Consider the following 26,373-nt stretch of genomic DNA (forward strand, 5'->3'; position numbering starts at 1 on the left):
TTAATGCACCAGAACTTCAGCAACTTCCTCTACTTCAACATCGCCGTCGGGCAATACTGAAAGCAGCTTTACATTTCTGAGCTCGTTAACCGCCAGCGGATCATACTTAGCCTGTATTTTCACATAATTAGGTGTAAAACCATGCATCTGTCCGTCTTTATTATCGGCCTCGAACAGCACTTCGGTGGTCTTACCCAATTGCGTTTGGTAAAACGCCCGGCGTTTTTTGTCAGATAAGATATGAAGCATCCTGCTACGGTCGGCACGCTGCGATCCGGGAACAGAGCCATCCATTTCGGCAGCAGGCGTATTTTCACGTTCAGAATAGGTAAACACGTGCAGGTATGAGATATCCAGATCGTTCAAAAAATTATAGGTATCAATAAAGTCCTCGCGGGTTTCGCCGGGAAAGCCTACAATAACATCCACCCCGATGCAGCAGTCGGGCATGATACGTTTTATGGCCGCTATCCGCTCTACATACAATTCCCTGCGATAACGCCGGCGCATCAAGGCCAGAATTTTGTTTGAGCCTGATTGCAACGGGATATGAAAATGCGGAACAAAGCGTTTTGACTGCGCTACAAATTCAATAATTTCATTACTGAGCAGGTTGGGCTCTATAGACGATATGCGTATACGATGAATGCCTTCAACTTCATCCAGCGCTTTTACCAGATCTAAAAAACGATCCTGCCGTTTACCGTCGCGGATACCAAAATCGCCGATATTCACTCCCGTAAGAACAATTTCCTTCACGCCCGAAGCGGCAATCTCATTCGCCTGACGCACGATATTTTCGATAGTATCACTGCGGCTTGTTCCGCGTGCCAGCGGAATGGTACAGAATGTGCAGGAATAATCGCAGCCATCCTGTACTTTCAAGAAAGTACGGGTACGGTCGCCGTAAGAATACGAGGCGTTAAATGCCTGTGCCTCGGCTATAGGCTGATTATATACAAGAGCTTTCTCCTGCTTGGTCAGGTCGGTAATATAATCTACTATCTGGAACTTTTCTGATGCGCCCAGCACCATATCCACACCGGGAATTTCGGCTATCTCCTTTGGCTTTAGCTGGGCATAACATCCCACAATGGTTATATAGGCATTAGGCGAATGCTTAAGCGCTTCTTTAACCACCTTGCGGCATTTCTTATCGGCATTTTCAGTAACCGAGCAGGTATTGATCACATACACATCCGGCTTGCCGGTAAACTCCACGGTTTCAAAACCAGCCTGTGCAAACAACCGGCCTATAGCCGATGTCTCCGAATAGTTTAACTTACAGCCTAAGGTATAAAACGCTACTTTTTTGCCCATGATTCGGCGCAAAGATACGGCTTTGATTGTTAGCATGAAAATGAGACTGCCAGGGCAAATACATTTAATCTTTTCATAGTTTAGATCTGATGCTGTGCCCTGCTTGTTGCAATAGCCGTTTTTTAAACATCGTTGCAAATACATAACTTGCGCCATGTTCAAGGCCATTATTTTCCTGCTACGTTTCTATTTGTTCTGGCTCATCTTTTTTTTCGCCGAACGCCTGGTATTCATACTCTATTTTGCAGCACGGCTTAAGCACATCGCCTTAGCAGAGATCATTAAAAGTTTTTTATATGGTCTTTGGATGGACTGCTCTATGGCTGGATATATTTCGGCCCTGCCACTGCTGATTTTCATTTTCACCTGGCATTTTCGAAGCATACGTTTTCCTAAAAAAATAATGATCTGGTACACCCGTACTTTGATTGTGCTGTTTGCCATTTTATGTGCGGCAAACTTCAATATTTACCGTGAATGGGGTAGCAAGATCAACTATAAGGCGCTTGATTTTTTCTTCACCTCACCTACAGAGGCCGCTGCTTCAAGCGCATCGTCGCCTTTATTATTATCTTTTGTAATTATTACCCTGTTAATCGCATTTGGCTTCTGGTTGTCTGCCCGCATCATACAGCTCTCACTTCCTCCCAAACCGGGATATGCGGTTTCTATCCCTTTATCATTATTGACTTTGGGCCTTACCTTTCTGGCCATCAGGGGAAATACCGGCGTTACGCCCATGAATGAGAGTATGGCCTATTACTCATCCAATCAGCTACTTAATCATGCAGCGGTAAATACAGAATGGAGCCTGATACATGATATTCTGGCCAATCAATACGGCAACAAAAACCCGTATAATTATTTACCAAACCAGGAGGCCGAAGAGGTTGTCAGGCAGCTTTTTAAGCCTACAGATTCACCAACTGAAACTATAGTTAAGAATCAGAATATCAATATAGTGCCTATTATCATGGAAAGTTTTACTGCAAATATTGTAGAAAGCTTAGGCGGCGAAAAAGGCATCACGCCGGGTTTTGAGCAACTGGCAAAAAACGGCTTGCTGTTTACACATGCGTACGCTGCCGGCGACAGAACGGATAAAGGTATTATAGCTGTTTTAAGCGCATTTCCATCGCAGGCTGTACGAAGCATTATCAAGGTAAACAACAAGCTTACCAGGCTTCCTTCCCTTCCCGGCGAATTTGCAAAAAAAGGATATCATACCTCTTTTTATTATGGCGGCGAGAGCGAGTTCTACAATTTTAAATCATACATGCTAAGCCATTCCGTATCACGGATAGTGGATATTCATGACTTCTCTCAGAAAGATATGAACTCCAAATGGGGAACGTATGACCATGTGGTTTATCGCAGGCAACTGGAGGATATGGATAAAGAGCAGCAACCTTTCTTCTCTATTATTCTTACGCTGACCAACCATGAGCCGTTTGAATTGCCGGTAAAATCGCATTTTCCCGGCGATGCCATTGGTCAGAAATTTCGTAGTACAGCTTATTATGCCGATTCCTGCCTCACGGATTATCTCCAACAGGCCGAAAAACGCCCCTGGTTTGCCAATACCCTGTTTATTATTGTAGCCGATCATGGCCACCGCCTTCCCGACGAAAAATATGAAATTAACAGGCCGGAACGTTTTCATATCCCCATACTATTGTATGGCGGGGCTTTAAAGGATGAATATCGCGGAAAGCGGATCGACAAGGTTACCAGCCAGGTTGATATTGCCGCCATCCTGCTCAACCAGCTCCGCATGAACGCATCTGCTTTTACATGGAGTAAGGATGTGTTGAATCCAACTATTCCAGGATTCGCTTTTTACAATTGGGATAATGGTTTTGGCTTCACCACGGCACAACAGACCATATCTTTTGATAATACGGGAAAAACCATAACCTACCGCCGGGAAAATAATCTGCCGGAAACCGATAAGCAGTTATTACTGTATGGCAAAGCCTGCATGCAGGAGGTTTTTCAGCAATACCTGGATTATTGATGAGTATCACGCCGGAGATTGCCTAATTGTTGGATTGTGTAATTTGCTACATTACGACCTTAGGAAAAGGCTCACACTAAGAACTTTAAAATCTTTTTGCGTGAAATAACTTTCCAAACTCTAACACGAAGCAGCAATAGCTTCTATCCATTCTTCAAACAAACGGGTTTCAATAACAACGGCCTGTTGCGCATGCTTTTCCCATTCGGGCGAGAATTGTTTCAGTTGATTGATCATCTCCTCTAAATGTCCTTCTTCTTCCAGGATAATGGATTTAACGTTCACCTTACTTCCCGCATCATCCAATGCCTGCTGGTAAACCGGATATAACTCATCGGCACGGACTTCTATAGCATAGGTAACCAGCAAATATGCTGCAAAACGCAATTCATAACCACTTAAACCCAGCTCAGCTTTCAGGTAGCGGCAAACATCCACATCCAGCTTATTCAGGTAAAAACGGCTATCATCAGGGGCGATCAGGTAGTCATCCGCATACGTTGGACACAGGTTTTCACCCAGCTTGGCGATCTGCTTTTTCAGGTAATAAGCGTGGCGATGCTCTTCCGCGGCATGTTTCAGTATGATCAGCGTGACATCGGTTTTATGTTCACAGGCCGATATTTTGCGTGCACCGGTATTTTCCATCAGCGAAAGCGTATTCAACAAACGGGCATGCTTTTGTTTATCTGTTATCAGGCTGATGAAAAGTTGCGGTAAGGCCATTATGATCTGTTTTTAATCCGGCGTAAATATAGGCCGTTCAAGCGTATGGCTTTGTAAATTTTTGGCAAGAAATGCTTAAATGGTCTCCAGCGCCTCCTCTATGCTATCATACACATACGCTAAATCATCATCACTGATGCAATACGGAGGAAGAATATAAATGATATTGCCTAACGGGCGAAGAATAATATTTTTTTGCAGGAAAAACTGGTATAAGCGGTCACGCAGTGAGCTGAAATACGATGTATCGTTACCCGTTTGCCATTCAAAAGCGATAATAGTTCCCGTCTGGCGGATATCTTTCAGTTTGGGATGCCCGCTTATCTCCTTTTTAAAAGCAGCGTGACGCTCACTTATGCGCCTGATGTGCTGCATCGTTTCAGGCTGTTCCATTAAATCCATGCTGGCAAGCGCCGCCGAACAGGCTACAGGATTTGCCGTAAACGAATGTCCGTGAAACAGCGTTTTCAAGCGGTCGTCGGACAAAAAAGCGTTATAAATCTCATTGGTGCAGGAGGTAACACCCAAAGCCATCGTACCACCGGTAAGCCCTTTCGAGAGGCAAAAAATATCGGCTGTATGCTCCAGGTAATCCGATGCAAAAAAACGACCTGTACGCCCGAAGCCGGTCATTACTTCGTCGGCAATGGTTAAGATATTGTTTGCTTTGCAGGTTTTGAGTAGCTCATCCAGGTAGGCGGCTTCATACATCAGCATACCGCCTGAACCTTGCACCAGCGGTTCGAAAATAAATGCGGCCAAATCATCTTTGAGATGTGAAATTTGAGATTTGAGATTTGAGATATTATGTGCAGTGGGTAAATCGATAAACTCAACCTCAAACAACAGCTTCTCAAAAGGCGCTGTAAAGGCGCTGCGCCCACTTACCGCCATAGCGCCGAAAGTATCGCCATGATAGGCATTTTTAAACGCTAATATTTTAGTTTTGGGCTTGCCCTGGTTGCTCCAGAATTGCAGGCACATTTTTAGTGCCACCTCTACTGCTGTTGAACCGTTATCCGAATAAAATATCTTCTGTTGATTTTGAGGTAAAACGCCTAATACCCGTTCCGCCAGCTCAATAGCTGCCGGATGTGTGAAACCTGCAAAAATAGCGTGCTCTAAAACCCGCAACTGCTCAGCGACTTTTTGTGCGATATACGGATGTGCATGTCCGTGTGTAGTTACCCACCAGGATGAAACCGCGTCGATATACCTTTTTCCGGAATTATCGTACAGATACGTCCCCTGCCCTTTTACAATAGCCACGGGTGTTGCTGCGGTTTTCATTTGGGTATACGGATGCCATATTGCGGCTAAATCTCTGCTTACTAAATTTTCTTGTTCCATTGTTGTATTAATAGTTCTGTAACCCGCTTATCGGTTGGAAAAGTCACATCATCGGTAGTCAGCTTATCCAGCTTTCTCCAACGAAAAGCTTGTTTAATATCGCCTTCCATATCAAAATCAAACGGCTGATGCTTAAACGGTAAGGATAAATCAGTTAAAGGCTTTACGAGGTAATAAATGCTGATAACCTGGCTCTCATTAAAGGCCGATTTTACGAAGAAATCAGTCGTATAAAAATGCTCCAACACTTCTATTTCGGCCAGACATTCTTCCATAAATTCCCGCTTCAGAGCTTCTATCAATCCTTCACCATATTCCAGCCCTCCACCCGGAAATTTAGAAAACCGTATGCCATATTCTTCCTCATCGCTGATAAGAATCTCTCTATTATCGTTAATCAGCAAGCCGTAAACCCGTACGTTGAATTTATACATCGTTTTCAAAATGCTTAAAGTTCCGCGTAACGTTAACCGGAGTCCAGGTAATATCCGTTGTTTTTTCTTCGCTGCGTACCGGACAGTTTTTCATACGGCAATAATGACAGCATTGCGGCAAACACGGATCGGCATGAATAAACAGCTCGGTTTTTTCTTCTATTTTACTGTTTATCAGGGCATCTATCTGCGAAATTTCATCATGTACCCTACCTAAATCAAAATAATAGGGAAGCGTAACGTGACAATCCACATGCAAATCATGCCCGTACTGCTGTGTTCGCAGGTTATGCACATCAATCCACGAATCCTTCCGGTTGCGGTTCAGAATATCCACAACCCGTTGCAGCAATTTTGTATCCGATTCATCCATCAAAGCCCCCACCGAGCGCCGCACCAGCCGGTAACCGCTGTAAATAATATATATACCCAAACCGATGGATAAAACACTGTCCAGGTAATAAATCCCGGTAGAATAAATCAGCAGCAAACCCGTAACCAGCCCTGCGCTACTGTAAGCGTCCGTTTTCAGGTGCTTGCCATCCGCGTAAAGCGTAACCGAATTGAGCTTCCTGCTTTGTACAACCAGGTAATGTCCTAATACATAATTAATTACTCCGGCTGCAGCAATAATGATAGTACCATCAGCTAATTTACTGATTTGCTGAGGAGTAAATAAATTATAAACCGATTTAACCAGTATCAGTAACCCGGCAACCATAATCAGGATGCCTTCTACAAACATGGAAAAAAACTCTACCTTGCCGTGCCCGTAGGGGTGATTTTCATCCCGGGGTTGCGAAGAAAGATAGATGCTGTAAAACGCGAACGAGCTGGCCAGCACATTCACAATACTTTCGGCGGCGTCGGTTAGTATGGCGTTGGATGAGGTGATGAAATAAGCCACGAACTTGGCTGCCATCAGCAAAAAACCAATAATTAACGACAGTAAGATTGTTTTTTTATGCGCTTTCACCCGGCTGATTTTGCCTCCAAAGTTAGGTTTTTATTGCTAAGATATGAGATTTGAAACGAGAGATTTAAGATTGAGCTAATGGCTAACGGCCAATAGCTAATAGTTGCGAAACAAAAACTTCCCGGCATAAATTTGTTATCTCATCATGGCATTGGTAACATTTACTAAAAAAGGCATCTATTGCAGGCAGGGCGATTTTTATATTGACCCGTGGTTGCCGGTAGACTATGCCGTAATTACACATGGGCATGGCGACCATGTGCGTTTTGGCAATAAACATTACCTGTGCCATACCTTGACCGGCCCGATTATCAGGCAACGCATTAGCACGGATTTACAGGTTGAAACACAGGATTACGGCAAAACAGTTACCCGCAATGGTGTAAAAATATCCTTTTTCCCGGCCGGGCATATCATCGGTTCGGCACAGGTACGACTGGAATACCAAGGTGAGATTTGGGTAATTTCCGGGGATTATAAAACCGAATACGATGGCATCAGCACCCCGTTCGAACCGGTAAGATGCCATGCTTTTGTATCTGAAAGTACGTTCGGCCTGCCGGTATACAAATGGCAGAAACAGGATGTTATCTTTAACCAGGTAAAAAGCTGGATAGCCGATAACCGGCAACGCGATAAAACCAGCGTTCTGATTGCCTACAGTCTGGGCAAAGCGCAACGTTTAATTAAAAACCTTGCTGGAGACATGCCTATTTACGTGCATAACAGCATTGCCAACCTGAATGAAGCACTTGAGCAGGCCGGGGTACATTTGCCGGAAACCATCCGTATTACAGCGGATACCCGCAAAGAAGAATTAAAGAGCGGCATCGTCATTGTCCCTTCGGCTATGCGGAACAGCAGGTGGCTGAAGAATCTTTCTGGCCCTGTAACCGGCATTTGTTCCGGCTGGATGCAGGTGCGGGCGCACCGCCGCTGGCAAAGCGCCGACGCCGGTTTCGCGTTAAGCGACCATGCCGACTGGCCCGGTTTGTTAGAAGCTATTAAAGCCACAGGTGCGGAAAAGATTTATGTTACGCACGGTTTCACGGCAACATTCAGCCGCTTTCTGAACGAAAACGGGTTTGATGCTAAAGAAGTAATTACCCGGTACGGTGATGATGAAGCTGAAATTAAGCTGGACACACCCGAAAAAACGACCAATCAGGAACTAACCAACTAAACAACCAACTTGCCCATTGCATGAAACGTTTCGCCAAACTGATCCAACAGTTGGAACTGAGCAATAAAACCAACGATAAAATAGAGGCACTTGTTCACTATTTCAATTTTACCGACGATAAGGATAAGGTTTGGGTAATTGCCCTGTTTACCGGCAAAAAGCCCCGGCGGCCGGTAAAAGCGGCCTTGTTGCGGCAGTGGGTTAAAGAGCTTACGCAACTTCCTGACTGGCTGTTTACCGAAAGCTATCATAATGTAGGTGATCTGAGCGAAACCATTGCCCTGCTCCTGCCTCCGGCAGAACAGCTTTCCGACCATCCCCTGCATCAATGGATTGAAAGCCTGCATGAACTGGAAGGCAAAGATGATGAGCAGAAAAAGCAATTTATTCTCCATGCCTGGAACTCGCTGGAACCCCAGGAACGGTTTATCTTCAACAAGCTGATATCGGGAAACTTTCGCATCGGCGTGTCCAACAAGATGCTGGTTAACGCCCTGGCCAAACAAAGCAATACCGACAGCAGCCAGATTATGCACAGCATCATGGGTAAGTGGGATCCTTACCAGATCACGTTCCAGGAGCTCATCCAGGGTGTTCACGTCAATACCGACAATTCGTGGCCCTACCCCTTTTGCCTGGCCTATGCACTGGATACCGAACCTGAAAAATTAGGTGCGCCCGACGAATGGCAGGCTGAATGGAAATGGGACGGCATTCGTGGGCAGATCGTGAAACGGGCCGGCGAACTGTTTATCTGGTCGCGGGGTGAGGAACTGGTAACTGAGCAATTTCCCGAACTTTGGTTTTTACAGGATATGCTTCCAGACGGAACCGTGCTCGATGGCGAAATACTGGCTGCTAAAAACCGGCAGGTACTGCCGTTCAGCGTGTTACAGCAACGGCTTAACCGCAAAAAAATCAGTAAAAAGCAGTTGGAAGAAGCGCCCATCGGCTTTTTTGTTTATGACCTGCTGGAATACCAGGGTCAGGATTATCGAAGCCAGCCTTTGTCTGAACGGAGGAAAAAGGCCGAGGAGCTATTATCTGCACTGGACGACGATTCTCCGGTAAACCTTTCACCGATAATTTCCTGTTCCAGTTGGGGTGAGTTGGCCGCTTTACGCGAAACTTCGCGTTCGGTTAACAGCGAGGGAGTTATGCTCAAAAAACGCGATTCGCTGTACCACTCAGGCCGTAAGCGTGGCGACTGGTGGAAGTGGAAAATCAACCCGTACACGGTTGATACCGTGATGATTTATGCCCAGAAAGGCAGCGGACGCCGGGCTAATTTTTTTACCGATTATACCTTCGCTGTACGCGATGGCGAAAACCTGATTACTATCGCCAAAGCCTATTCCGGTTTAACCGACCAGGAAATCAGGGAAGTCAATACCTTTGTCACCAAAAACTCGTTAGAGAAATTTGGTCCCGTTCGTACCGTAAGGCCTGAACTGGTATTTGAAATTGCCTTTGAGGGAATAGCGGCCAGCAAACGACATAAAGCAGGCATCGCGTTACGCTTTCCGCGAATACTGCGGTGGCGAAAGGACAAAAACGTAAGCGAGATCAATACCTTAACCGACCTGCAGCAATTACTGCAATCAACACTGGAACAGCCCGGAGATGAAACGAACTAAAGGCTACAAAACCATTATACAATGGCTTAAAACGGCTGGGAACAAGCCTTTCCGTTTCCAGCAGGAAGCCTGGCAGCATTACCTGGACGGTTACAGCGGCCTGGTCAATGCGCCTACGGGTTTTGGCAAAACATTTTCCCTGTTCCTGGCCGTTCTTATCGAGGCCATCAACGAAAACCGGTTTCAGCAGGGCAAAAAGGCCGCCAAAGGTTTGCAGCTGATCTGGATCACACCGCTTCGTTCCCTGTCGAAAGACATTGCCCGAGCTATGCAGCAGGTTTTACGGGAACTGGAGTCGGACTGGATGGTAGGCATACGCAACGGCGACACTACCCAGGCAGAAAAGCTGCAACAGAAAAAGCTGATGCCGCAAATACTGCTCATTACACCCGAAAGTCTTCACCTGCTGCTGGCTCAGAAAGGTTCGTCGTCGATTTTTGAAAACCTGCGGTGTATTGTGGCCGATGAATGGCATGAGCTTATGGGCTCCAAACGCGGTGTCCTGGTAGAGCTGGCGCTTTCGCGGATCAAAGGAATCCTGGAAGAAAAGAACCGTCCGGTGCTTAAAATATGGGGAATTTCGGCTACTATCGGTAACATCGAAGAAGCGCTGGATGTGCTGCAACCCGATATCAATAATAAAAGAATCATTATCCGGACTGATTTACATAAGCGGGTTGAGATACGGTCGGTTTTACCCGATGATATTGAAACCCTACCCTGGGCCGGTCATCTGGGGTTGAAGCTGGCAGAAAAGCTGCTGCCCATTATTGCGAAAAGCAAAACCACGCTCATTTTTACCAATACCCGCGGCCAGGCCGAAGTATGGTACCAGCACCTGTTGCATATTGAACCTGATCTCGCCGGGCAAATCGCCATCCATCATGGTTCTATTGATGCCGAACTGCGCCTTTGGATTGAAGACGCTCTACATACCGGTGCGCTCAAAGCCGTGATCTGCACATCGTCCTTAGACTTGGGTGTAGACTTTAAGCCGGTAGATACCGTCGTACAGGTAGGTTCGCCGAAAGGCGTCGCCCGTTTCCTGCAACGAGCCGGACGAAGCGGCCACTCCCCTTTTGAAACCTCGGTCATTTATTTTCTGCCTACGCATGCCCTTGAACTGGTAGAAGCGGCAGCCATTAAAGAAGCGGCAAAAAACGGAAACATCGAAAGTCGCGAACCATTCATTCTATCTTTTGATGTATTGGTGCAATACCTCGTTAGCCTGGCGGTTGGCGACGGTTTCGACGATAAAATTATCTATCGCGAAATCAAAAATACCCATGCTTTCAGCGAGATCACCCAACAGGAATGGGACTGGTGTATGCAATTTATTACGTGGGGCGGCGACAGTCTGAGCGCCTATAATGAATTTAAAAAAGTTAGTCGCGATACGGACGGACTATGGAAGGTAAAAAACCGGTACCTAGCCATGCGTCACCGGCTGCATATCGGCACTATTGTGAGCGAGGCCATGCTCAAAGTTAAATGGCTGAAAGGCGGCTATATCGGCCTGGTGGAAGAGTATTTTATTTCCAAGCTCAAACCTGGTGATAGCTTTACACTGGCCGGTCGTGTGCTGGAATTCAGCGGTATTAAAGATATGACCGTTCTGGTGAAAAAAAGCCGTCAGAAACGGGCCATTTCGCCCAGCTGGCTGGGCGGACGCTTACCGCTCTCGGCTAACCTGGGCGCTGTTTTACGGAAAAAATACAACGAGGTATTGATCAAAAAACACCAGGATGTAGAACTGGAAACCGTTTATCCCCTGTTCCAGTTACAGGAGCAGCTCTCACACGTGCCGGCAAATGACGAACTGCTTATTGAATTGATCAGTAATAAGGAAGGCTTCCACCTATTCGCCTACCCGTTTGAAGGGCGCCTGGTGCATGAGGTTTTGGCTGCGCTGGTAGCTTACCGCCTCAGCAAACTTACACCCATCAGCTTTTCCATCGCCATGAATGATTATGGTTTTGAACTGCTCAGCGACCAGCAAATCCCCATGGATGATGCCATTGCCTACGATGTATTTTCGCCTGCTAATTTGGGCGAAGATATTGTGCAGAGCATTAATTCCACGGAGATGGCCCGCAGAAAATTCCGCGATATCGCTTGCATTTCGGGCCTGGTTTTTCAGGGCTATCCCGGCAAATATGTAGCCAACAAGCACCTGCAATCATCCGCCGGCCTATTTTTTAATGTTTTTACCGATTACGACCGGCATAACTTACTTTTGCGGCAGGCTTATGATGAAGTGTTTTACTACCAGTTGGAGGAGCCTCGTTTAGCGGCTGCCTTGCAGCGGATACAGCAAAGTCGCATCATCATTAAAACACCACATAGTTTTACACCATTGGCTTTCCCCATCAAGGTAGACAGCCTGCGGGAAAATATGAGCTCTGAGGAACTGGAACGCCGGGTGGAACGGATGAAAGCTGATGTGCGAATAATAATAGCGAATAATGAGAATAAACAGCCACGGCGAAGAGCTGATACTGGATGAAGAGCGGGCATTATTCTGGCCGGAGCATCATTTGTTGGTAATCAGCGACCTGCATTTGGGCAAAACAGCGCATTTCAGGCGTGGCGGTATACAGGTTCCCGCAACCCTGGCCCGTACCGATTTGCAACGGTTATCGGCCCTGTTTGACAAATACCGGCCACTCATCCTGCTGGTTACCGGCGACATGTTTCATCATGGATTAAATACTGATATTGATGAGTTTGAAGGCTGGCGGAAACAATATCCGCATATCCGTTTCATTCTGGTTAAAGGCAATCATGACAAGCTTAAAACCGCCGATTATGCCCGACTGGATATTGAAATTTGTGAACATTCGTTCTGCCTTGGGCCATTCTGCTTTATACACGATGCACCTCGCCGCACTGCGGATGAACTGTATGCCATTAGCGGGCACATTCATCCCGGCGTTTCGTTAAGCGGTAAGGCTAAACAACGCCTGCGTTTTCCCTGCTTTTATTTCGGAAGAGATTACGCCATATTACCGGCTTTCAGCGCTTTTACGGGTTTATCCATGATCTATCCCGAGACTGGCGAGCATATTTACGCTATTATGCCGGGTAAGGTTTTGCAGGTATAGATTAAGGTTATTTTAACGTGAGTTCGGGTTAAGGCGCAGGCTCGTCCCGATTTGCCATCGGGATGCCATAAAACGGCGTTTGCAACGCCGCAATGTTGCTTAAGACAATCAAAGGCAGCTATTACCGGCGTTACAAACGCCGGAGATTTATGCGCTCGTTTTGCAAACGAGCGCAAACAAGTTGTGCGTTTCCTATCCCGAACTCACGTTATTTTAAATAAGTCCATATTAAACACAAATAAAATCTCACTATACAAAGATAGCCAGCCAAATAATGTCATTATAATTACCTGATATATCAGACAGAGGTAGTATATTTGAATATTCCACCATAAAAAGTACTCAAACATGGAATGTCTGACAGAAAAAGATAAAATTGCAGCTACTGTAAATGAAGCGAAAGAAGTGTCGTTCAGGGAAAAGACCCATGCTTTAACTACAGATGAGCAAATTAACTCTTTCCTGGATAAAATACTGGAATTCAAACAGTTATTACACAAAAAGACAACCGAAATAGAAACTTTTTGCGAAAAATTAGAAGCGCTGACCTGGTTCAATAAAATAGATGAAGATAGCTTAAAACTATTAAATGATTTAATTGCTGCAACCAGAGACTGGCACAACACTTTAGTGAGACAATTCTTAAAAATGAATAAGCTTCTTGAAAAAGGAATTGCAACAAAAGATATCAAAAGCTTTAAACATGCTATTGATGATTTAAGAGAGAGCGCTGACGATTTGGAATCGGTATTTTTTCATCTGCCACAAAATCACGACTTCCAGGAAACCACCAAAGAACTGCAACTGGTGTAAATAATAGCATGAAGATCTATTGCTTGGAAGATTTTAAGGCTCAATTTGACAAGCTCAAGCGTAAAAGTACTTACAGATCCATAGAACAAGATATTCTGAACTATTTCTTTGCGCCAGAAAAAAGCGGCCAATCGTTTTTAGAAGGCACACGACTAAATGGGCAATCAGAAATCCCCTATATCAAAAAAAGGTTAAAAGGCCGGGGAGGATGGCGTTTTTATTATTTAGTTATTATCAAAGATGAATGTCTTTACCTGCTATTTTTTCATCCCAAAACCGGATCGGAAGGTGCAGAAAATATAGCAGATGATTTTAAGACTTCTATTTACAAAAAAGTATTAAGCTGTATAAAATCCGGCGATCTGTATGAAGTTGAAAAAGAAGAAAAAGCCAATAAGCTAAGATTCACTCATCTGTTACAAACAGCATCTGCCTTAGAGATAATCAAATATAAAACGATAAATAAGAATACTTAAATAAATCCAGGTGCTATATTTTATAGCGATGTAAAGAACACTACTTCATACATCACAATTGAGTAAAACTCCAGCTTCGTTTAACCACTTTTAAACTTCCATCTTTTTGAGCACAAACTTGCTTGTTTTACCTAAAGCACCAATTGCCGGTGCAAACGGAGCAATGTTGCATTGGCATCGGTACAAAAGCCGGGATGCACCTTTGAGGTTTGTACCATCGTACTGCGGGTAGCCGTAAGCCAGCGAAAGCGTGAAGCGATATCCAGCTGACCGATAGGCCCATTTTCTTTTCCACCTGTGCAAATCTGCTCAAAGGCCTGTAAATGCGCCTTGATCTCAGCACAATCCATATCCGGAGCAAGAGCCTGTAAACGTTCATGATTTACCTCAAAGATCATTTTGAGGTATTTTAGTCCCGCACAATATAGCACAACCCCCACATTGATAAACTCTTCCCGCTCAACCCTCGGAACCACCCGGATAACGGCGTACTCAAATAAGTATTTCTCTTGCATGTTGCACTTCGTTAACAAAAACCTCAGAAGATGCGATTCGTGTTTCCAGAAAATGAATGTAAGCCTCTCTATGCTCGGCTACAGAACTGAACTCTTTACCACTCAGCCACTCATCCGGAATCAAATTAACAATAGCCCGGATACGCTCCGGTGTAAGAACCACACGCAGTTCGGGATCAACTTCGGCCAGCATACTGGCATAAGGCAGTAAAACATGCTCCTTAACCTGCATAAAAGGCCGTTTGGCCTGCTTTTCCCAATCGTGCCAGGCATGGTGAAAGTACAATGAGGCGCCATGATCAATCAGCCACAGCTCTTTATGCCAAATCAACATATTGGTATTACGGGCAGTGCGATCAACATTGGTAAGCAGGCAATCCATCCAGACAATAGCAGATGCTGTTTTGGCATCAACCGCCGTTACTACCGGATCAAACGTAATAGCTCCCGAAAGATAATGCAAAGCCAGGTTCAACCCCACACTGAATTTCAGCAGATCCTGGATCTCCTCATCCGGTTCAGTTCTGCCAAAAGCTTCATCGAGGTTGGCAAATACAATTTCCGGCACACGAAAACCTAACGCCCGTGCAATTTCACCGCCAATCAGTTCGGCAATAAGCGCTTTTACACCCTGGCCGGCCCCGCGAAATTTAAGCACATATAAAAATCCGTCATCGGCCTCGGCAATGGCAGGTAATGAGCCTCCTTCGCGGAGCGGCGTGACGTAACGGGTTACATTAACGGTTCTGAGTGGATTTTCAATCATAATTTCCTGTTATGGAAAAACGTGTGAAAATTAACTGAAATTTATGAGAGTCGAAGAATATCTTCCTGGTTTAAGTAAGCATTCCGACGGCTTCATCCAGAAATGCGACCTGCTTTTCATTCATCTTTTGCCGGGCCTCATTCAAAGAAAACCAGGCTGCCCGGTCAATTTCGGGAAAGCTGGCCTTTTTTCCCGAACGGGGCGGCCATTCCAGCTCGAACGTATTACACGTTATCGTTTCGGGATCGAGATCACCAGCAACAAGCCAGCAATAAACCTTCTTCCCTCCTTTCTGCGTAACCGGCTGCAATGCCTTAAACTCCCCCGATGGACGATAACCGGTTTCCTCCTCAAATTCCCTGATGGCAGCATCCAAAGGTTCTTCATCCGGCATCATCTCCCCTTTAGGTATCGACCACCAACCGGCATCTTTCTTTATAAAAAAGGGCCCGCCGGGATGAACCAGGAAAAACTCCGGTGCCTTTCCCGTTAAACGGTAAAGCAATATTCCCGCACTTTGTTTCATCCGCTGATTGAATTATTACGCCAACAATTGTGTCCTACATCAGTTCAATATAAAGTTATTTGTTCAATTATATAATCTAAAAAGTTACTCATACATTTATATAATTAAACCTGACACCTAACTTCTTGGGAGACCAGTCTAAAAATCAAAACAAATGAAATCAATCGGTATTATTTCGGTTCCGGTAACCGATCAGCAAAAATCAAAGGAGTTTTATCTCAAAATGGGCTTATCAATCATAGCTGAAGCGCCTATGGGCAACGGCCAGACATGGGTTCAAATGGGATTTCCTGAAGGTGATGTCAGTATTACGTTGGTAACGTGGTTCCCCAAAATGCCCGCCGGAAGTCTTCATGGCGCAACTATTCTTACGGATGATATAGTTGCGGAAAAGAAACGCTTACTGGAGGCTGGCATTGAAACCGGCAAAATTGATGAAACGCCCTGGGGCAAGTTTGCCTTCGTGACCGATCCGGATGGCAACAGTTGGGTGCTGCATGAGAAATAATCTATTTGAGCGTCTTCCTGATAATCCTTAATTCCACATGGGATTTTCAGGAAAATTGGCGATATGAGCAAATTTCTGCCCCATGCTGACCACTACTTCTTTCCATAAATTCTCTTCATCCTCCACAAAAAGCAGCTCGCTATTATAGCGGTTATGTACCAGCCATGAGTTTTGTTTCAGCTCATCTTTCAACTGCTCAGAATCCCATCCGGAATAACCGATAAAAAACTTAACTTCTGTTCTGTCTATCAACTTATTCTGAATCAGCGTTTTCAGCGTTTCAAAATTACCGCCCCAGAATATATTCTCTGTAACCTCTACACCACTGTTCATCTTATCATAACAACGGTGTATAAAGTGCAACGTATCCGAGCCAACCGGCCCGCCGATATAAACCGGGAAATCACAGTCGGGCGTATCGGGCAGCACATCCTGCAACTGCAATGAGCTCATCTGGTTCAGGATAAATCCTACAACGGATTCATCATATTCAGTAAGCAGCACAACCGAACGCTTAAAGTTCGGGTCGAGCATAAAAGGCTCTGAAACCAGTAAACTTGAAACCTGAGGTATATTTTTACTTAGCATACTATTTTTTGTTTAAAGCACTTCACTGATTTATCATTCCCCTTAACTGTTTTTCCTTTTGCGTTAATCAGCGATATTAATGTTTTAACATTCATCTTCAAATTTATGTTTTATGTCAATTATATCATCCGATCAATTAAAAGCAAATTTCTATTGCTAAGTTTGCAGCTATGTCTGTAGATAAAACAACGCTTGAAAATCTGCGCCAGGATTACCGCTCGGCTATATTAACTGAAAAGGAAGCTCCGGCAGAACCATTCACGCTTTTTGGTACCTGGTTTAACCAGGCATTGGCAGCAGGGGTATCCGAACCTAACGCCATGACACTGGCAACCGCATCGCCGGCAGGAAAACCATCTGCCCGCATTGTGCTGTTAAAAGGCTTTTCGCCGGATGGATTTGTATTTTATACCAACTACCTGAGTAAAAAAGGTAAAGAAATAGCAAAAAACCCGGTCGCGGCGCTTGTATTTTTCTGGCCCGAAATAGAGCGCCAGGTGCGCATTGAAGGAACCATTGAGAAAGTGAGCAAAGAACAGTCGGAAGCCTACTTTCATTCGCGGCCAAAATCCAGCCAGATCGGTGCATTAACTTCGCCGCAAAGCCAGGTAATAGCCAGCCGCGACGTATTGGAAAATAAATGGGCGGAACTGGAATTGAAATATCACGACAGCGAAGTTCCAAAACCTTCGTACTGGGGTGGGTATCTTGTTAAACCTCAAACCATTGAGTTCTGGCAGGGTGGCGCCAGCAGGCTTCACGATCGCATCATTTACTTAAAAGCCGATAAAAGCAACTGGAAAATAGCCCGTTTAGCACCATGACAGCAGAAGATATTAAACAATTGCTTACCGATAAGCTGGGCGAGGTTGTTGAAGCCGTTGAAACCGGCGGGTTGCAACCGGCATTAATTATTCAGCCGGATAAGATTGATGAAGTATGCCTTGAACTACGCAATAACCCGAAATGTTATTTTGACTTTCTCTCGTGCTTAACCGGCGTTGATTATGGCGTGGAGGCTAATAAATTTGGCGTGGTATATCACCTGGCTTCCATTCCGTATAAAACCCAGCTTACACTTAAAGTGATTAAAGATCACGACCGTAACAGCGCTGATTTACCATCCTTTAAAACAGTAAGTCATATCTGGAAAACTGCCGACTGGCACGAGCGTGAAGCTTACGACCTGGTTGGAATTTACTTTGAAGGGCATTCCGACCTTCGGCGGATTTTATTACCTGATGACTGGGAAGGTTATCCTCTGCGGAAAGATTACAAAACGGCAGCGTACTACAAAGGTATTAAGATAGATTATTAGGATACGCTTGCATATTGATAACTTTTAAGTTAACTTTTCAATGCATTTCAAAAGAAAACACAAAAAACACCTAAAAAGGAAATCGAGCTGGCATTAAAATTAAAAGAAGAGTATTTTAACTCAAAAAAGCAAAGTGATGAATAACAACGAGTCTATCAGAAAGGCCAAAAACTTTGATGAGTTATTGGATATTAAATATGGAAAAATTGGAACCGAAAAACGGGATGCTTTTGAGGAAAAAGCCCAGTATTTTGTAATTAACGAGATATTGAAGGAGGCTCGCCGGGAAGCTAAAATGACACAGGAGCAATTAGCGGAAAAAGTAGGCACAAAAAAAAGTTACATTTCACGGCTTGAAAATGGTAAATGCGATATTCAGCTATCGACACTCTACCGGATTTTTGAATACGGTCTTGGGAAAAGAATAAACCTGCTGATTGGTTAAATGATAATATACTTTGTGATATAATATTCATGGCCGATATTCATCAAATAAAATGACACGATACGAAGAACTAACGCAGAACCTGGCTCCGGAAGAGATGATCCTGAATATGGGGCCTCAGCATCCGTCAACGCATGGCGTACTGCGTTTAGAACTGATTACTGATGGCGAAATTGTAAAGGAAGTAATTCCGCACCTGGGTTACCTGCATCGCTGTTTTGAAAAACATGCCGAGAACCTGACCATGCAGCAAACCATTCCTTTTACCGACCGCATGGACTACCTCGCTTCGATGAATAACAGTCACGCCTGGGTAATGGGCGTTGAACGCATGATGGGTATCGACCAGGATATTCCTAAACGGATTGAATACATACGGGTGCTGGTTTGTGAGCTGAACCGTATTGCATCACACCTCATCGCTATCGGGACTTATGGCATTGATATCGGAGCTTTCACTCCGTTCTTATGGTGCTTTCGTGACCGGGAACACATCATGAACATGCTGGAATGGGCTTCGGGGGCACGGATGCTATACAATTATATCTGGGTTGGCGGCTTATTTTACGATCTTCCCGTCGGCTTTGAAGAGCGCTGCCGCGAATTTGTGAATTACTTTAAGCCCAAATTAACAGAGCTGGATGAACTGCTTACCGAAAACCAGATATTTATATCACGAACAGCCAATGTGGGTGTATTACCGCTGGATGTGGCTATTAATTATGGCTGTTCCGGGCCCATGTTACGTGGTTCCGGATTAAAATGGGATCTTCGCCGTGTAGATGCCTATTCCGTTTATCCCGAACTCGAGTTTGATATTCCGGTTGGCAAAGGTGCAATGGGCACTGTTGGAGATTGCTGGGACAGATATAAAGTTCGTGTTGATGAAATTGTAGAGTCTGTACGCATTATTGAGCAATGCCTTAACCGGCTTCAGCATGAACTAAAACGTACTCCTGATTTCGACCCACGGGCAAAGCAACCCAAAAAAATTATTCCTAAAGCCCAGGATTTCTATATCCGGGCCGAAAATCCAAAAGGCGAATTAGGTTTTTACTTTATTTGCGATGGCCGCAGTGAAATTCCCAAGCGGGTTAAGGCTCGCGGGCCCAGCTTCAACAACCTTTCCGTTTTACCCGAAATCTCACGTAATGTACTGATAGCTGATTTAATTGCCACTATTGGCTCTATTGATATCGTATTAGGGGAAGTTGACCGGTAAAAAGTTTCCTATGGTCATTCCTAAGCTTGTCGAAGAATTGTTGTTGTGAAGGCGCTTCCCCCGAGAATTCGGGGTCAGCGTGACTATAAATTAATATTTTTTTGACTTTTGAGACATCCTCTTCTCTTAAACCGGTTCGGAAGATACCAATAGACTTTCACGTTGTCCAAACTTATTTTAGCAAGACATTAATTTCTACTGCAGACAGCGCTTAAACGCTGTCTGGCATGCCGAAACAAATCCGCCTTACAGATATATCTGCAAGGCGGCTTCTTTATTCTTTATTTCTACTAAGAAAACTTCCTCAGGCAAACATCGGGATAGCCTCTTTGCTTTCCAGCTCAGAGTGTCCGCCGTTTAAAAATTCATCTACCTTGCGGGCAGCTTCGCGGCCTTCGGAAATGGCCCACACTACCAGCGACTGGCCTCTGCGCATATCACCTGCGGCAAAAACCTTATTTACTGATGTCTGATATATGCCTTCACGGGCTTTTACGTTTCCACGCTCATCCAACTCAACGCCCAATTGTTCCAGCAAGCCCTCATGCTGCGGGTGCAAGAAGCCCATAGCCAGGAATACCCGCTGGCATTCCAGCTCCCGCTCTGAGCCTTCTACCTCTCTAAATTTAACCGGACGGCCCAAGGCATCCCGCTCCCACTCTACATCAGAAACCAATAAACCTTTCAGGTTACCGTTTTCATCGCCAATAAATTTCTTGGTATTGATGCTCCAGTAACGCTCACAACCTTCCTCGTGTGAGGTGGTTGTTTTCAGCAGCATCGGGTAAGTTGGCCAGGGCATTGCCTCCGTACGCTCTTTAGGCGGCTGGAACATCACCTCGAACTGATGTACAGAACGTGCTTTCTGACGGTTTGAGGTTCCTACGCAGTCAGAACCGGTATCGCCACCACCAATCACGATCACATCTTTATCCGTAGCCAGTATAGGCTCGGCATCCACTTCAATACCACTCACCCGTTTGTTTTGCTGTTTCAAAAATTCCATCGCAAAATAAATGCCCTTCAGTTCCCTTCCGGGGATATTCAGGTTACGCGGAATAGTTGAGCCCCCGGCAAGTACAATGGCGTCAAAATTATCCTGTAATTCTTTTGCGGATATATCTTTACCAACCTCGGTATTACATTTGAACAGGATACCGCTTTCTTCCATAATGGCAATACGGCGCTCAACCACTCCTTTATCCAGCTTAAAATCAGGGATGCCATAACGTAATAAACCACCCGGACGGTCATCGCGTTCAAAAACGGTAACCAGGTGCCCCGCTTTGTTCAGTTGTGCCGCGGCAGCAAGTCCGGCAGGACCGGAACCAACCACAGCAACCGATTTACCGGAACGGATATGACTTTTTTGTGGTTTAACATATCCTTTTGAGTAAGCAATTTCGATAATGTGCTTTTCTATTTCCTCAATGGTTACCGGCGGCTTATTGATGCCTAATACGCAGGCTGCCTCGCACGGGGCCGGGCAAATTCTGCCGGTAAATTCAGGAAAATTGTTGGTAGAGGTTAAGATATAATATGCTTCTTCCCAATTCTTTTTATAAACAGCGTCGTTAAATTCGGGTATCACATTACCCAGCGGACACCCGGAATGACAAAATGGGATACCACAGTTCATACAACGTGCAGCCTGTTTATTCAGCTTGTCTTCGGGAAACAGGCCAACAAACTCTTTATAATTATTTACCCGCTCTTCTACAGGTAATTTAGCAGGTAATTCTCTATCGAACTCTTTAAAACCAGTGATCTTTCCCATCTTTTAGTTAGCAGATTGATATTGTAAACGTTGTAATACTTTTTTGTATTCTGTTGGGAATACTTTAATGAACTTACCAGACTCATCGGCCCAATTGCTGATGAGGTACAGCGCCAGGCGGCTTTGTGTTAGCTGCATGTGCTTGCGCAACAGGGCCAGTATTTGTTCTTCGTCTTCTTTGGTAAGCGGGTCTAACTCTACCATTTCGGTGTTGCAGTTTTCGGGGAATGAGCCATCCGGATCATATACCCAGGCGATACCGCCGCTCATTCCGGCAGCAAAGTTACGGCCTGTTTTTCCGAGGATAAGCGCCCGTCCGCCGGTCATGTACTCGCAACCGTGGTCGCCAACTCCTTCAACAACAGCTGTTGCACCGGAGTTACGCACTGCAAAACGCTCGCCGGCTTGTCCGCGGACAAAAAGCTCGCCTGAGGTAGCACCGTACAAGGCAACGTTTCCAATAATGATATTATCTTCGGGAACAAACTTAGCTTCCGCCGACGGATAAATCGCTAACTGTGCTCCTGATAATCCTTTTCCTACGTAATCATTAGCCTCGCCTTCCAGCTCAAAGGAAATACCTTTGGTACAGAAAGCGCCAAAGCTTTGACCGGCAGAACCACTGAATTTATAGTTGATGGTATTATCCGGTAAACCTGCCGACTGGTAACGTTTAGATACTTCGTTAGACAGCATGGTTCCAATGGTACGGTCGGTATTTTTAACAATGAATGAGGCAAATACCGGAGTTTTACTTTCCAATGCCTGTTTAGCGTGCTCCAGCAGTTTCCAGTCGAGGATATCGCTCATACCATGATCCTGTGGCTCGCTGTTATACAATGTTTGTCCCGAAGGATTGTTGATAGCATAGAGTATACCAGAAAGATCAAGCTTGCTTGCTTTCCAGTGAGTAATGCCTTCGCGTACTTTGAGGAACTGGGCACGGCCAACCATCTCGTTAATGGTACGGAAGCCAAGCTCGGCCATAATTTCACGCAGCTCTTCGGCCATGAAACGGAACAGGTTTACAATATGCTCCGGTTTGCCGCTGAACAATTTCCTCAGTTCAGGATCCTGGGTTGCAACCCCTACAGGGCAGGTGTTCAGATGGCATTTACGCATCATGATACATCCGCCTGCTACCAGGGCAGCAGTTGCTACACCCCATTCTTCGGCTCCAAGCAATGTAGCTATTGCCAGGTCACGGCCGGTTTTCATCTGGCCGTCGGCCTGAAGCACCACACGGCTTCGTAACTGGTTGCGTACCAACGTTTGATGGGATTCGGCTAAACCAAGCTCCCAGGGTAATCCGGCATGTTTAATAGAGCTGATCGGTGATGCTCCTGTACCTCCGTCGTACCCGGCAATCAGGATAACGTCGGCGTGAGCTTTTGCCACACCTGCTGCAATGGTTCCTACCCCGGCTTTTGATACCAGCTTCACGTTGATACGGGCCGCACGGTTGGCATTTTTCAGATCGAATATCAATTGTGCCAAATCCTCGATAGAATAGATATCGTGGTGCGGCGGCGGCGAGATCAGACCAACTCCCGGCGTAGAGTGACGCACACGGGCAATCCAGTCGTCTACCTTATGCCCGGGTAACTGACCGCCTTCACCGGGTTTTGCACCCTGTGCCATTTTGATCTGCAACTCATCGGCATTGGTGAGGTAATTGGAAGTTACACCAAACCGGCCTGACGCAACCTGCTTAATGGCAGAGCGCATGGAATCGCCGTTAGGCAGCTTTTCATAGCGTATCTCATCTTCACCACCTTCGCCGGTATTACTTTTACCGCCAATACGGTTCATAGCAATAGCCAGTGTTGAGTGTGCCTCATGCGATATAGATCCGAAAGACATAGCCCCGGTGGCGAAACGTTTCATAATGTTTTCTGCCGGTTCAACTTCGTCAATCGGGATCGGGTCGTTATGATGGGCAAATTCCAGCAAACCACGCAGAGTATACATTTTGTCATCCTGATCATTTACCGCTTTTGCATAGTTTTTATAAATATCGTAGCTGCCGGTTCGGGTTGAATGTTGCAACAGGTGCACGGTTTGCGGGTTAAACAAGTGTGCTTCCCCACGCCGCTTCCATTGATAGATACCACCTTCGGGCAGTAAGTGATCTTCGGCCTTGGATTTACCGAAGCCATTATTATGCTTATACAGGTTCTCTTGGGCTATTTCATCCAGGCCAAGCCCTTCTATACGCGATACTGCTCCAACAAAGTATTTATCAACAACAGCCTTATTAATTCCCAGGATCTCAAATACTTGTGAGCCGTGATATGATTGCAGTGTTGAGATTCCCATTTTTGAGAAGATCTTCAGCAATCCGTCGCAAACGGCTTTAATATAGTTTTTATAGAGGTATTTCAGCTCAAGGGATGTATCTAATTTGCCTTCTTCCTTCATGGTCTGGATGGTGGCCAGTGCCAGGTAAGGGTTAATGGCTGTAGCGCCAAATGCCAGCAGGCAAGCGAAATGATGCACTTCCCAAACATCGCCGGCTTCTACAACTAATCCGACAGAGCCCCTGTAACCTGTACGGATCAGGTGGTGATGCACGGCCGATACAGCCAATAACGACGGAATTGCGGCATGTTCGGAGTCAAGTGCCCGGTCTGACAGGATCAGCACTTCAAATCCGTCTTTTACGGCATCCTCGGCATAGCGGCAAAGCCGGTCTAACCCGCTTTCTAACGAACCGGGTTTGCCATCGGCCCTGAAATAGGTTTGCAGGGTTTTGGCATTAAACGAGCCGGTATCAATACTGCGCAATTTTTCAAGCTCAATATTTGTAAGGATGGGTTGTTGCAAAGCCACACAGTGACAGTGCATTTTATCTTCGTCCAGGATGTTACCGTTTTTACCGATAAAGGTAGCCAGGCTCATTACCAGGCGCTCACGAATCGGGTCGATTGGCGGGTTGGTAACCTGCGCAAAAAATTGTTTGAAGTAGCTGGATAAGTGCTGCGGGCGGTCTGACAATACGGCCAGCGGCACATCGGTTCCCATTGAGCCAATGGGTTCTTTACCATCCAAGGCCATAGGTTTGATGATGCCATCCACGTCTTCGCGGCTATAACCAAATACCTGTTGATACTTATATACAGAATCTGCCGAAAGGTTGGTGAAAGTTACACGTGGCTCGGGCAGCTCTTCCATACGGATCTTGTAATTCTCTAACCACTGGCCGTAAGGCTGACGGGTAGCCAGCTGGTGTTTTACCTCGTCGTCTGTGATGATTCTGCCTTTAGTAGTATCTATCAGTAATATTTTACCGGGTTGTAAACGGCCTTTGCTAACAACGGTGGCTTCTGATAAAGGAAGTACGCCGGCTTCTGATGCGGCGATGACACGATCGTCGCTGGTAACTACATAGCGCAACGGCCTTAAACCGTTACGGTCTAACATGGCTCCTATGATCTTACCATCGGTAAAGGTTAAAGCGGCAGGACCATCCCAGGGCTCCATGATGGTGGCATGAAACTCATAGAATGCTTTTTTAAGCGGATCCATCTGTTCGTTTCCATCCCAGGCCTCGGGCACCAGCATCATCATTACATGGGGCAAAGAACGTCCTGAATGTAATAACAGCTCTACCACATTATCCAAACAGGCCGAGTCTGACTGATTACCATCGATTACGGGCAGCAGCATTTCCATTTCCTCATCGCTGAAATAGGGCGAGAAATAAGAACGCAGACCGGAATGGAACCAGTTGAGGTTACCGGTAAGGGTATTGATTTCACCGTTATGAGACATGATGCGGAACGGCTGCGCCAGTTTCCACGATGGGAATGTATTGGTTGAGAACCGGGAGTGAACCATGCCGAATGCTGATTTCACCCGTTTATCTGACAGATCTTTATAATAAGCCCGAACCTGGTAAGTGGTTAATTGTCCTTTATATACAATTATTTTAGCAGAGAACGTGGTGAAATAAAAACTGTCACCGATGTTTTTAACGTTCTCGCGAACTAGCTTGGTGATGTAGCTTCTTAATACGTATAATTTACGTTCAAAATCGTCGATATTGGTAATGGCTGCCGGGCGGCCTACAAATACCTGTTCAATATCGGGCTCTACTTCCAGTGCGGTTTTGCCAATGGTAGATGGATCTACGGGCACTTTACGATATCCTAATAAAGGTATACCTAATTTAGCGGCGGCCTGCTCGATGTATTGATGACATTGCTTTTTCAGAGATGCATCTTTAGGCAGGAATAGCATTCCCACGCCATAACAACCCGGCTCTGTTAACCGGATGTTTAATGAGATACATTCTTCCAGAAAAAACTCATGAGGTATTTGTAACAGGATACCCGCACCATCGCCGGATTCAGGATCACAACCACAGGCCCCGCGATGCTCCATATTTTCAAGTATAGTCAGGGCATCCGCAATGGTTTGATGCGATTTATGTCCATGAATATTGGTTATAAAACCGGTGCCACATGAGTCTTGTTCATATTCAGGTCTGTACAATCCCTGCTGCTCATTCTCTATTTGCTTCATCAGATCTATTGGTGTAAGTGGTGAGTTTACGAAAATACGGAAAATGTAAACAAGATTAAAATGCTCTTAAGATTTTTTTAATTTTAATCAGTTATAAGCCTATTATGGTGGTTTATTTTGTCAAATTATCAACAGAAACATACTT

23 protein-coding genes and 1 pseudogene are annotated in these 26,373 nt (G+C 45.4%); 13 read left to right on the forward strand and 11 right to left on the reverse strand.

Annotated features, from left to right (window positions below; genetic code table 11):
* A complete protein-coding gene (mtaB, locus tag FW774_RS11060) occupies window positions 1-1,320 on the reverse strand; it encodes a tRNA (N(6)-L-threonylcarbamoyladenosine(37)-C(2))-methylthiotransferase MtaB (protein WP_149348231.1) in 1,320 nt (439 codons plus the stop codon).
* Between the two features lie 154 nt (window positions 1,321-1,474).
* On the opposite strand from mtaB, the gene FW774_RS11065 reads away from it, so the two are divergent.
* Window positions 1,475-3,337, forward strand: coding sequence for an LTA synthase family protein (locus tag FW774_RS11065; protein ID WP_149348232.1), 1,863 nt, complete (start codon window positions 1,475-1,477; stop codon window positions 3,335-3,337).
* A 120-nt stretch (window positions 3,338-3,457) separates the two neighbouring features.
* Here the strand turns inward: FW774_RS11065 and FW774_RS11070 are convergent, their stop codons facing one another.
* The 4 genes from FW774_RS11070 to FW774_RS11085 form a co-directional block, all read right to left on the reverse strand.
* Window positions 3,458-4,063: a hypothetical protein gene (locus FW774_RS11070; protein WP_149348233.1), complete on the reverse strand. Its 606-nt coding sequence runs from the start codon at window positions 4,061-4,063 to the stop codon at window positions 3,458-3,460.
* A 75-nt stretch (window positions 4,064-4,138) separates the two neighbouring features.
* Window positions 4,139-5,413, reverse strand: coding sequence for an adenosylmethionine--8-amino-7-oxononanoate transaminase (gene bioA, locus FW774_RS11075; RefSeq protein ID WP_149348234.1), 1,275 nt, complete (start codon window positions 5,411-5,413; stop codon window positions 4,139-4,141).
* Window positions 5,395-5,847, reverse strand: a complete 453-nt coding sequence (locus tag FW774_RS11080) for an NUDIX domain-containing protein (protein ID WP_149348235.1) — start codon at window positions 5,845-5,847, stop codon at window positions 5,395-5,397. Before FW774_RS11080 ends, bioA begins: the two co-directional genes overlap by 19 nt.
* Complete coding sequence (locus FW774_RS11085; RefSeq protein ID WP_149348236.1) at window positions 5,840-6,823, reverse strand: cation diffusion facilitator family transporter; 984 nt, start codon at window positions 6,821-6,823, stop codon at window positions 5,840-5,842. Before FW774_RS11085 ends, FW774_RS11080 begins: the two co-directional genes overlap by 8 nt.
* Window positions 6,824-6,968: 145 nt before the next feature.
* On the opposite strand from FW774_RS11085, the gene FW774_RS11090 reads away from it, so the two are divergent.
* The 6 genes from FW774_RS11090 (at window position 6,969) to FW774_RS11115 (ending at window position 14,036) form a co-directional block, all read left to right on the forward strand.
* Entirely contained in the window at window positions 6,969-8,006 is a 1,038-nt protein-coding gene (locus FW774_RS11090; protein ID WP_149348237.1) for a ligase-associated DNA damage response exonuclease, read from the forward strand.
* Between the two features lie 20 nt (window positions 8,007-8,026).
* The gene (locus tag FW774_RS11095; protein ID WP_149348238.1) at window positions 8,027-9,643 is read left to right on the forward strand and encodes an ATP-dependent DNA ligase; all 1,617 of its coding nucleotides are present in this window, start codon (window positions 8,027-8,029) and stop codon (window positions 9,641-9,643) included.
* The gene (locus FW774_RS11100; protein WP_149348239.1) at window positions 9,630-12,149 is read left to right on the forward strand and encodes a ligase-associated DNA damage response DEXH box helicase; all 2,520 of its coding nucleotides are present in this window, start codon (window positions 9,630-9,632) and stop codon (window positions 12,147-12,149) included. The genes FW774_RS11095 and FW774_RS11100 overlap by 14 nt, the downstream gene beginning before the upstream one ends.
* Window positions 12,109-12,747: a ligase-associated DNA damage response endonuclease PdeM gene (pdeM, locus tag FW774_RS11105; protein WP_149348240.1), complete on the forward strand. Its 639-nt coding sequence runs from the start codon at window positions 12,109-12,111 to the stop codon at window positions 12,745-12,747. Before FW774_RS11100 ends, pdeM begins: the two co-directional genes overlap by 41 nt.
* 348 nt (window positions 12,748-13,095) lie before the next feature.
* On the forward strand, window positions 13,096-13,560 hold the full coding sequence (locus tag FW774_RS11110) for a hypothetical protein (RefSeq protein ID WP_149348241.1): 465 nt from the start codon (window positions 13,096-13,098) through the stop codon (window positions 13,558-13,560).
* A 23-nt stretch (window positions 13,561-13,583) separates the two neighbouring features.
* Window positions 13,584-14,036 carry a hypothetical protein gene (locus FW774_RS11115; RefSeq protein WP_149348242.1) on the forward strand — a complete coding sequence of 151 codons (453 nt, stop codon included), beginning with the start codon at window positions 13,584-13,586 and terminating at the stop codon, window positions 14,034-14,036.
* A gap of 131 nt (window positions 14,037-14,167) precedes the next feature.
* Here FW774_RS11115 and FW774_RS11120 read toward each other — a convergent pair whose 3' ends face one another.
* From FW774_RS11120 to FW774_RS11130, 3 genes are all read right to left on the reverse strand, one after another.
* Window positions 14,168-14,551, reverse strand: coding sequence for a DUF3037 domain-containing protein (locus FW774_RS11120; RefSeq protein ID WP_149348243.1), 384 nt, complete (start codon window positions 14,549-14,551; stop codon window positions 14,168-14,170).
* Window positions 14,529-15,317 (reverse strand): HipA family kinase, encoded by a 789-nt coding sequence (locus FW774_RS11125; RefSeq protein ID WP_149348244.1) that lies wholly within the window; start codon window positions 15,315-15,317, stop codon window positions 14,529-14,531. Before FW774_RS11125 ends, FW774_RS11120 begins: the two co-directional genes overlap by 23 nt.
* Before the next feature lie 70 nt (window positions 15,318-15,387).
* A complete protein-coding gene (locus FW774_RS11130; protein ID WP_149348245.1) occupies window positions 15,388-15,843 on the reverse strand; it encodes an NUDIX hydrolase in 456 nt (151 codons plus the stop codon).
* Between the two features lie 154 nt (window positions 15,844-15,997).
* Between FW774_RS11130 and FW774_RS11135 the strand changes: the two genes are divergently transcribed.
* Window positions 15,998-16,351 carry a VOC family protein gene (locus tag FW774_RS11135; protein ID WP_149348246.1) on the forward strand — a complete coding sequence of 118 codons (354 nt, stop codon included), beginning with the start codon at window positions 15,998-16,000 and terminating at the stop codon, window positions 16,349-16,351.
* A 27-nt stretch (window positions 16,352-16,378) separates the two neighbouring features.
* On the opposite strand, the gene FW774_RS11140 is transcribed toward FW774_RS11135, so the two are convergent.
* Entirely contained in the window at window positions 16,379-16,939 is a 561-nt protein-coding gene (locus FW774_RS11140) for a YqgE/AlgH family protein (protein ID WP_149348247.1), read from the reverse strand.
* 170 nt (window positions 16,940-17,109) lie between these two features.
* On the opposite strand from FW774_RS11140, the gene pdxH reads away from it, so the two are divergent.
* The 5 genes and pseudogenes from pdxH to FW774_RS11165 all read left to right on the forward strand — a co-directional run bounded on the left by pdxH (window position 17,110) and on the right by FW774_RS11165 (window position 19,924).
* Window positions 17,110-17,763, forward strand: a complete 654-nt coding sequence (gene pdxH, locus FW774_RS11145; RefSeq protein WP_149348248.1) for a pyridoxamine 5'-phosphate oxidase — start codon at window positions 17,110-17,112, stop codon at window positions 17,761-17,763.
* Window positions 17,760-18,257: an NADH-quinone oxidoreductase subunit C gene (locus tag FW774_RS11150; protein WP_149348249.1), complete on the forward strand. Its 498-nt coding sequence runs from the start codon at window positions 17,760-17,762 to the stop codon at window positions 18,255-18,257. The genes pdxH and FW774_RS11150 overlap by 4 nt, the downstream gene beginning before the upstream one ends.
* Window positions 18,258-18,299: 42 nt before the next feature.
* A pseudogene (locus FW774_RS11155) lies at window positions 18,300-18,401 on the forward strand (type II toxin-antitoxin system RelE/ParE family toxin); the annotation flags it as partial.
* Window positions 18,394-18,702, forward strand: coding sequence for a helix-turn-helix domain-containing protein (locus FW774_RS11160; protein WP_149348250.1), 309 nt, complete (start codon window positions 18,394-18,396; stop codon window positions 18,700-18,702). The pseudogene FW774_RS11155 and the gene FW774_RS11160, both read left to right, overlap by 8 nt.
* Window positions 18,703-18,754: 52 nt before the next feature.
* Window positions 18,755-19,924 carry an NADH-quinone oxidoreductase subunit D gene (locus FW774_RS11165; protein ID WP_149348251.1) on the forward strand — a complete coding sequence of 390 codons (1,170 nt, stop codon included), beginning with the start codon at window positions 18,755-18,757 and terminating at the stop codon, window positions 19,922-19,924.
* A 304-nt stretch (window positions 19,925-20,228) separates the two neighbouring features.
* On the opposite strand, the gene FW774_RS11170 is transcribed toward FW774_RS11165, so the two are convergent.
* Complete coding sequence (locus FW774_RS11170; RefSeq protein ID WP_149348252.1) at window positions 20,229-21,701, reverse strand: glutamate synthase subunit beta; 1,473 nt, start codon at window positions 21,699-21,701, stop codon at window positions 20,229-20,231.
* A gap of 3 nt (window positions 21,702-21,704) precedes the next feature.
* Window positions 21,705-26,228: a glutamate synthase large subunit gene (gltB, locus tag FW774_RS11175; RefSeq protein ID WP_149348253.1), complete on the reverse strand. Its 4,524-nt coding sequence runs from the start codon at window positions 26,226-26,228 to the stop codon at window positions 21,705-21,707.
* Window positions 26,229-26,373 lie beyond the last annotated feature (145 nt).

This window comes from Pedobacter sp. BS3, from assembly GCF_008274585.1.
In the GTDB taxonomy this organism is placed as follows: Bacteria; Bacteroidota; Bacteroidia; order Sphingobacteriales; family Sphingobacteriaceae; genus Hufsiella_A.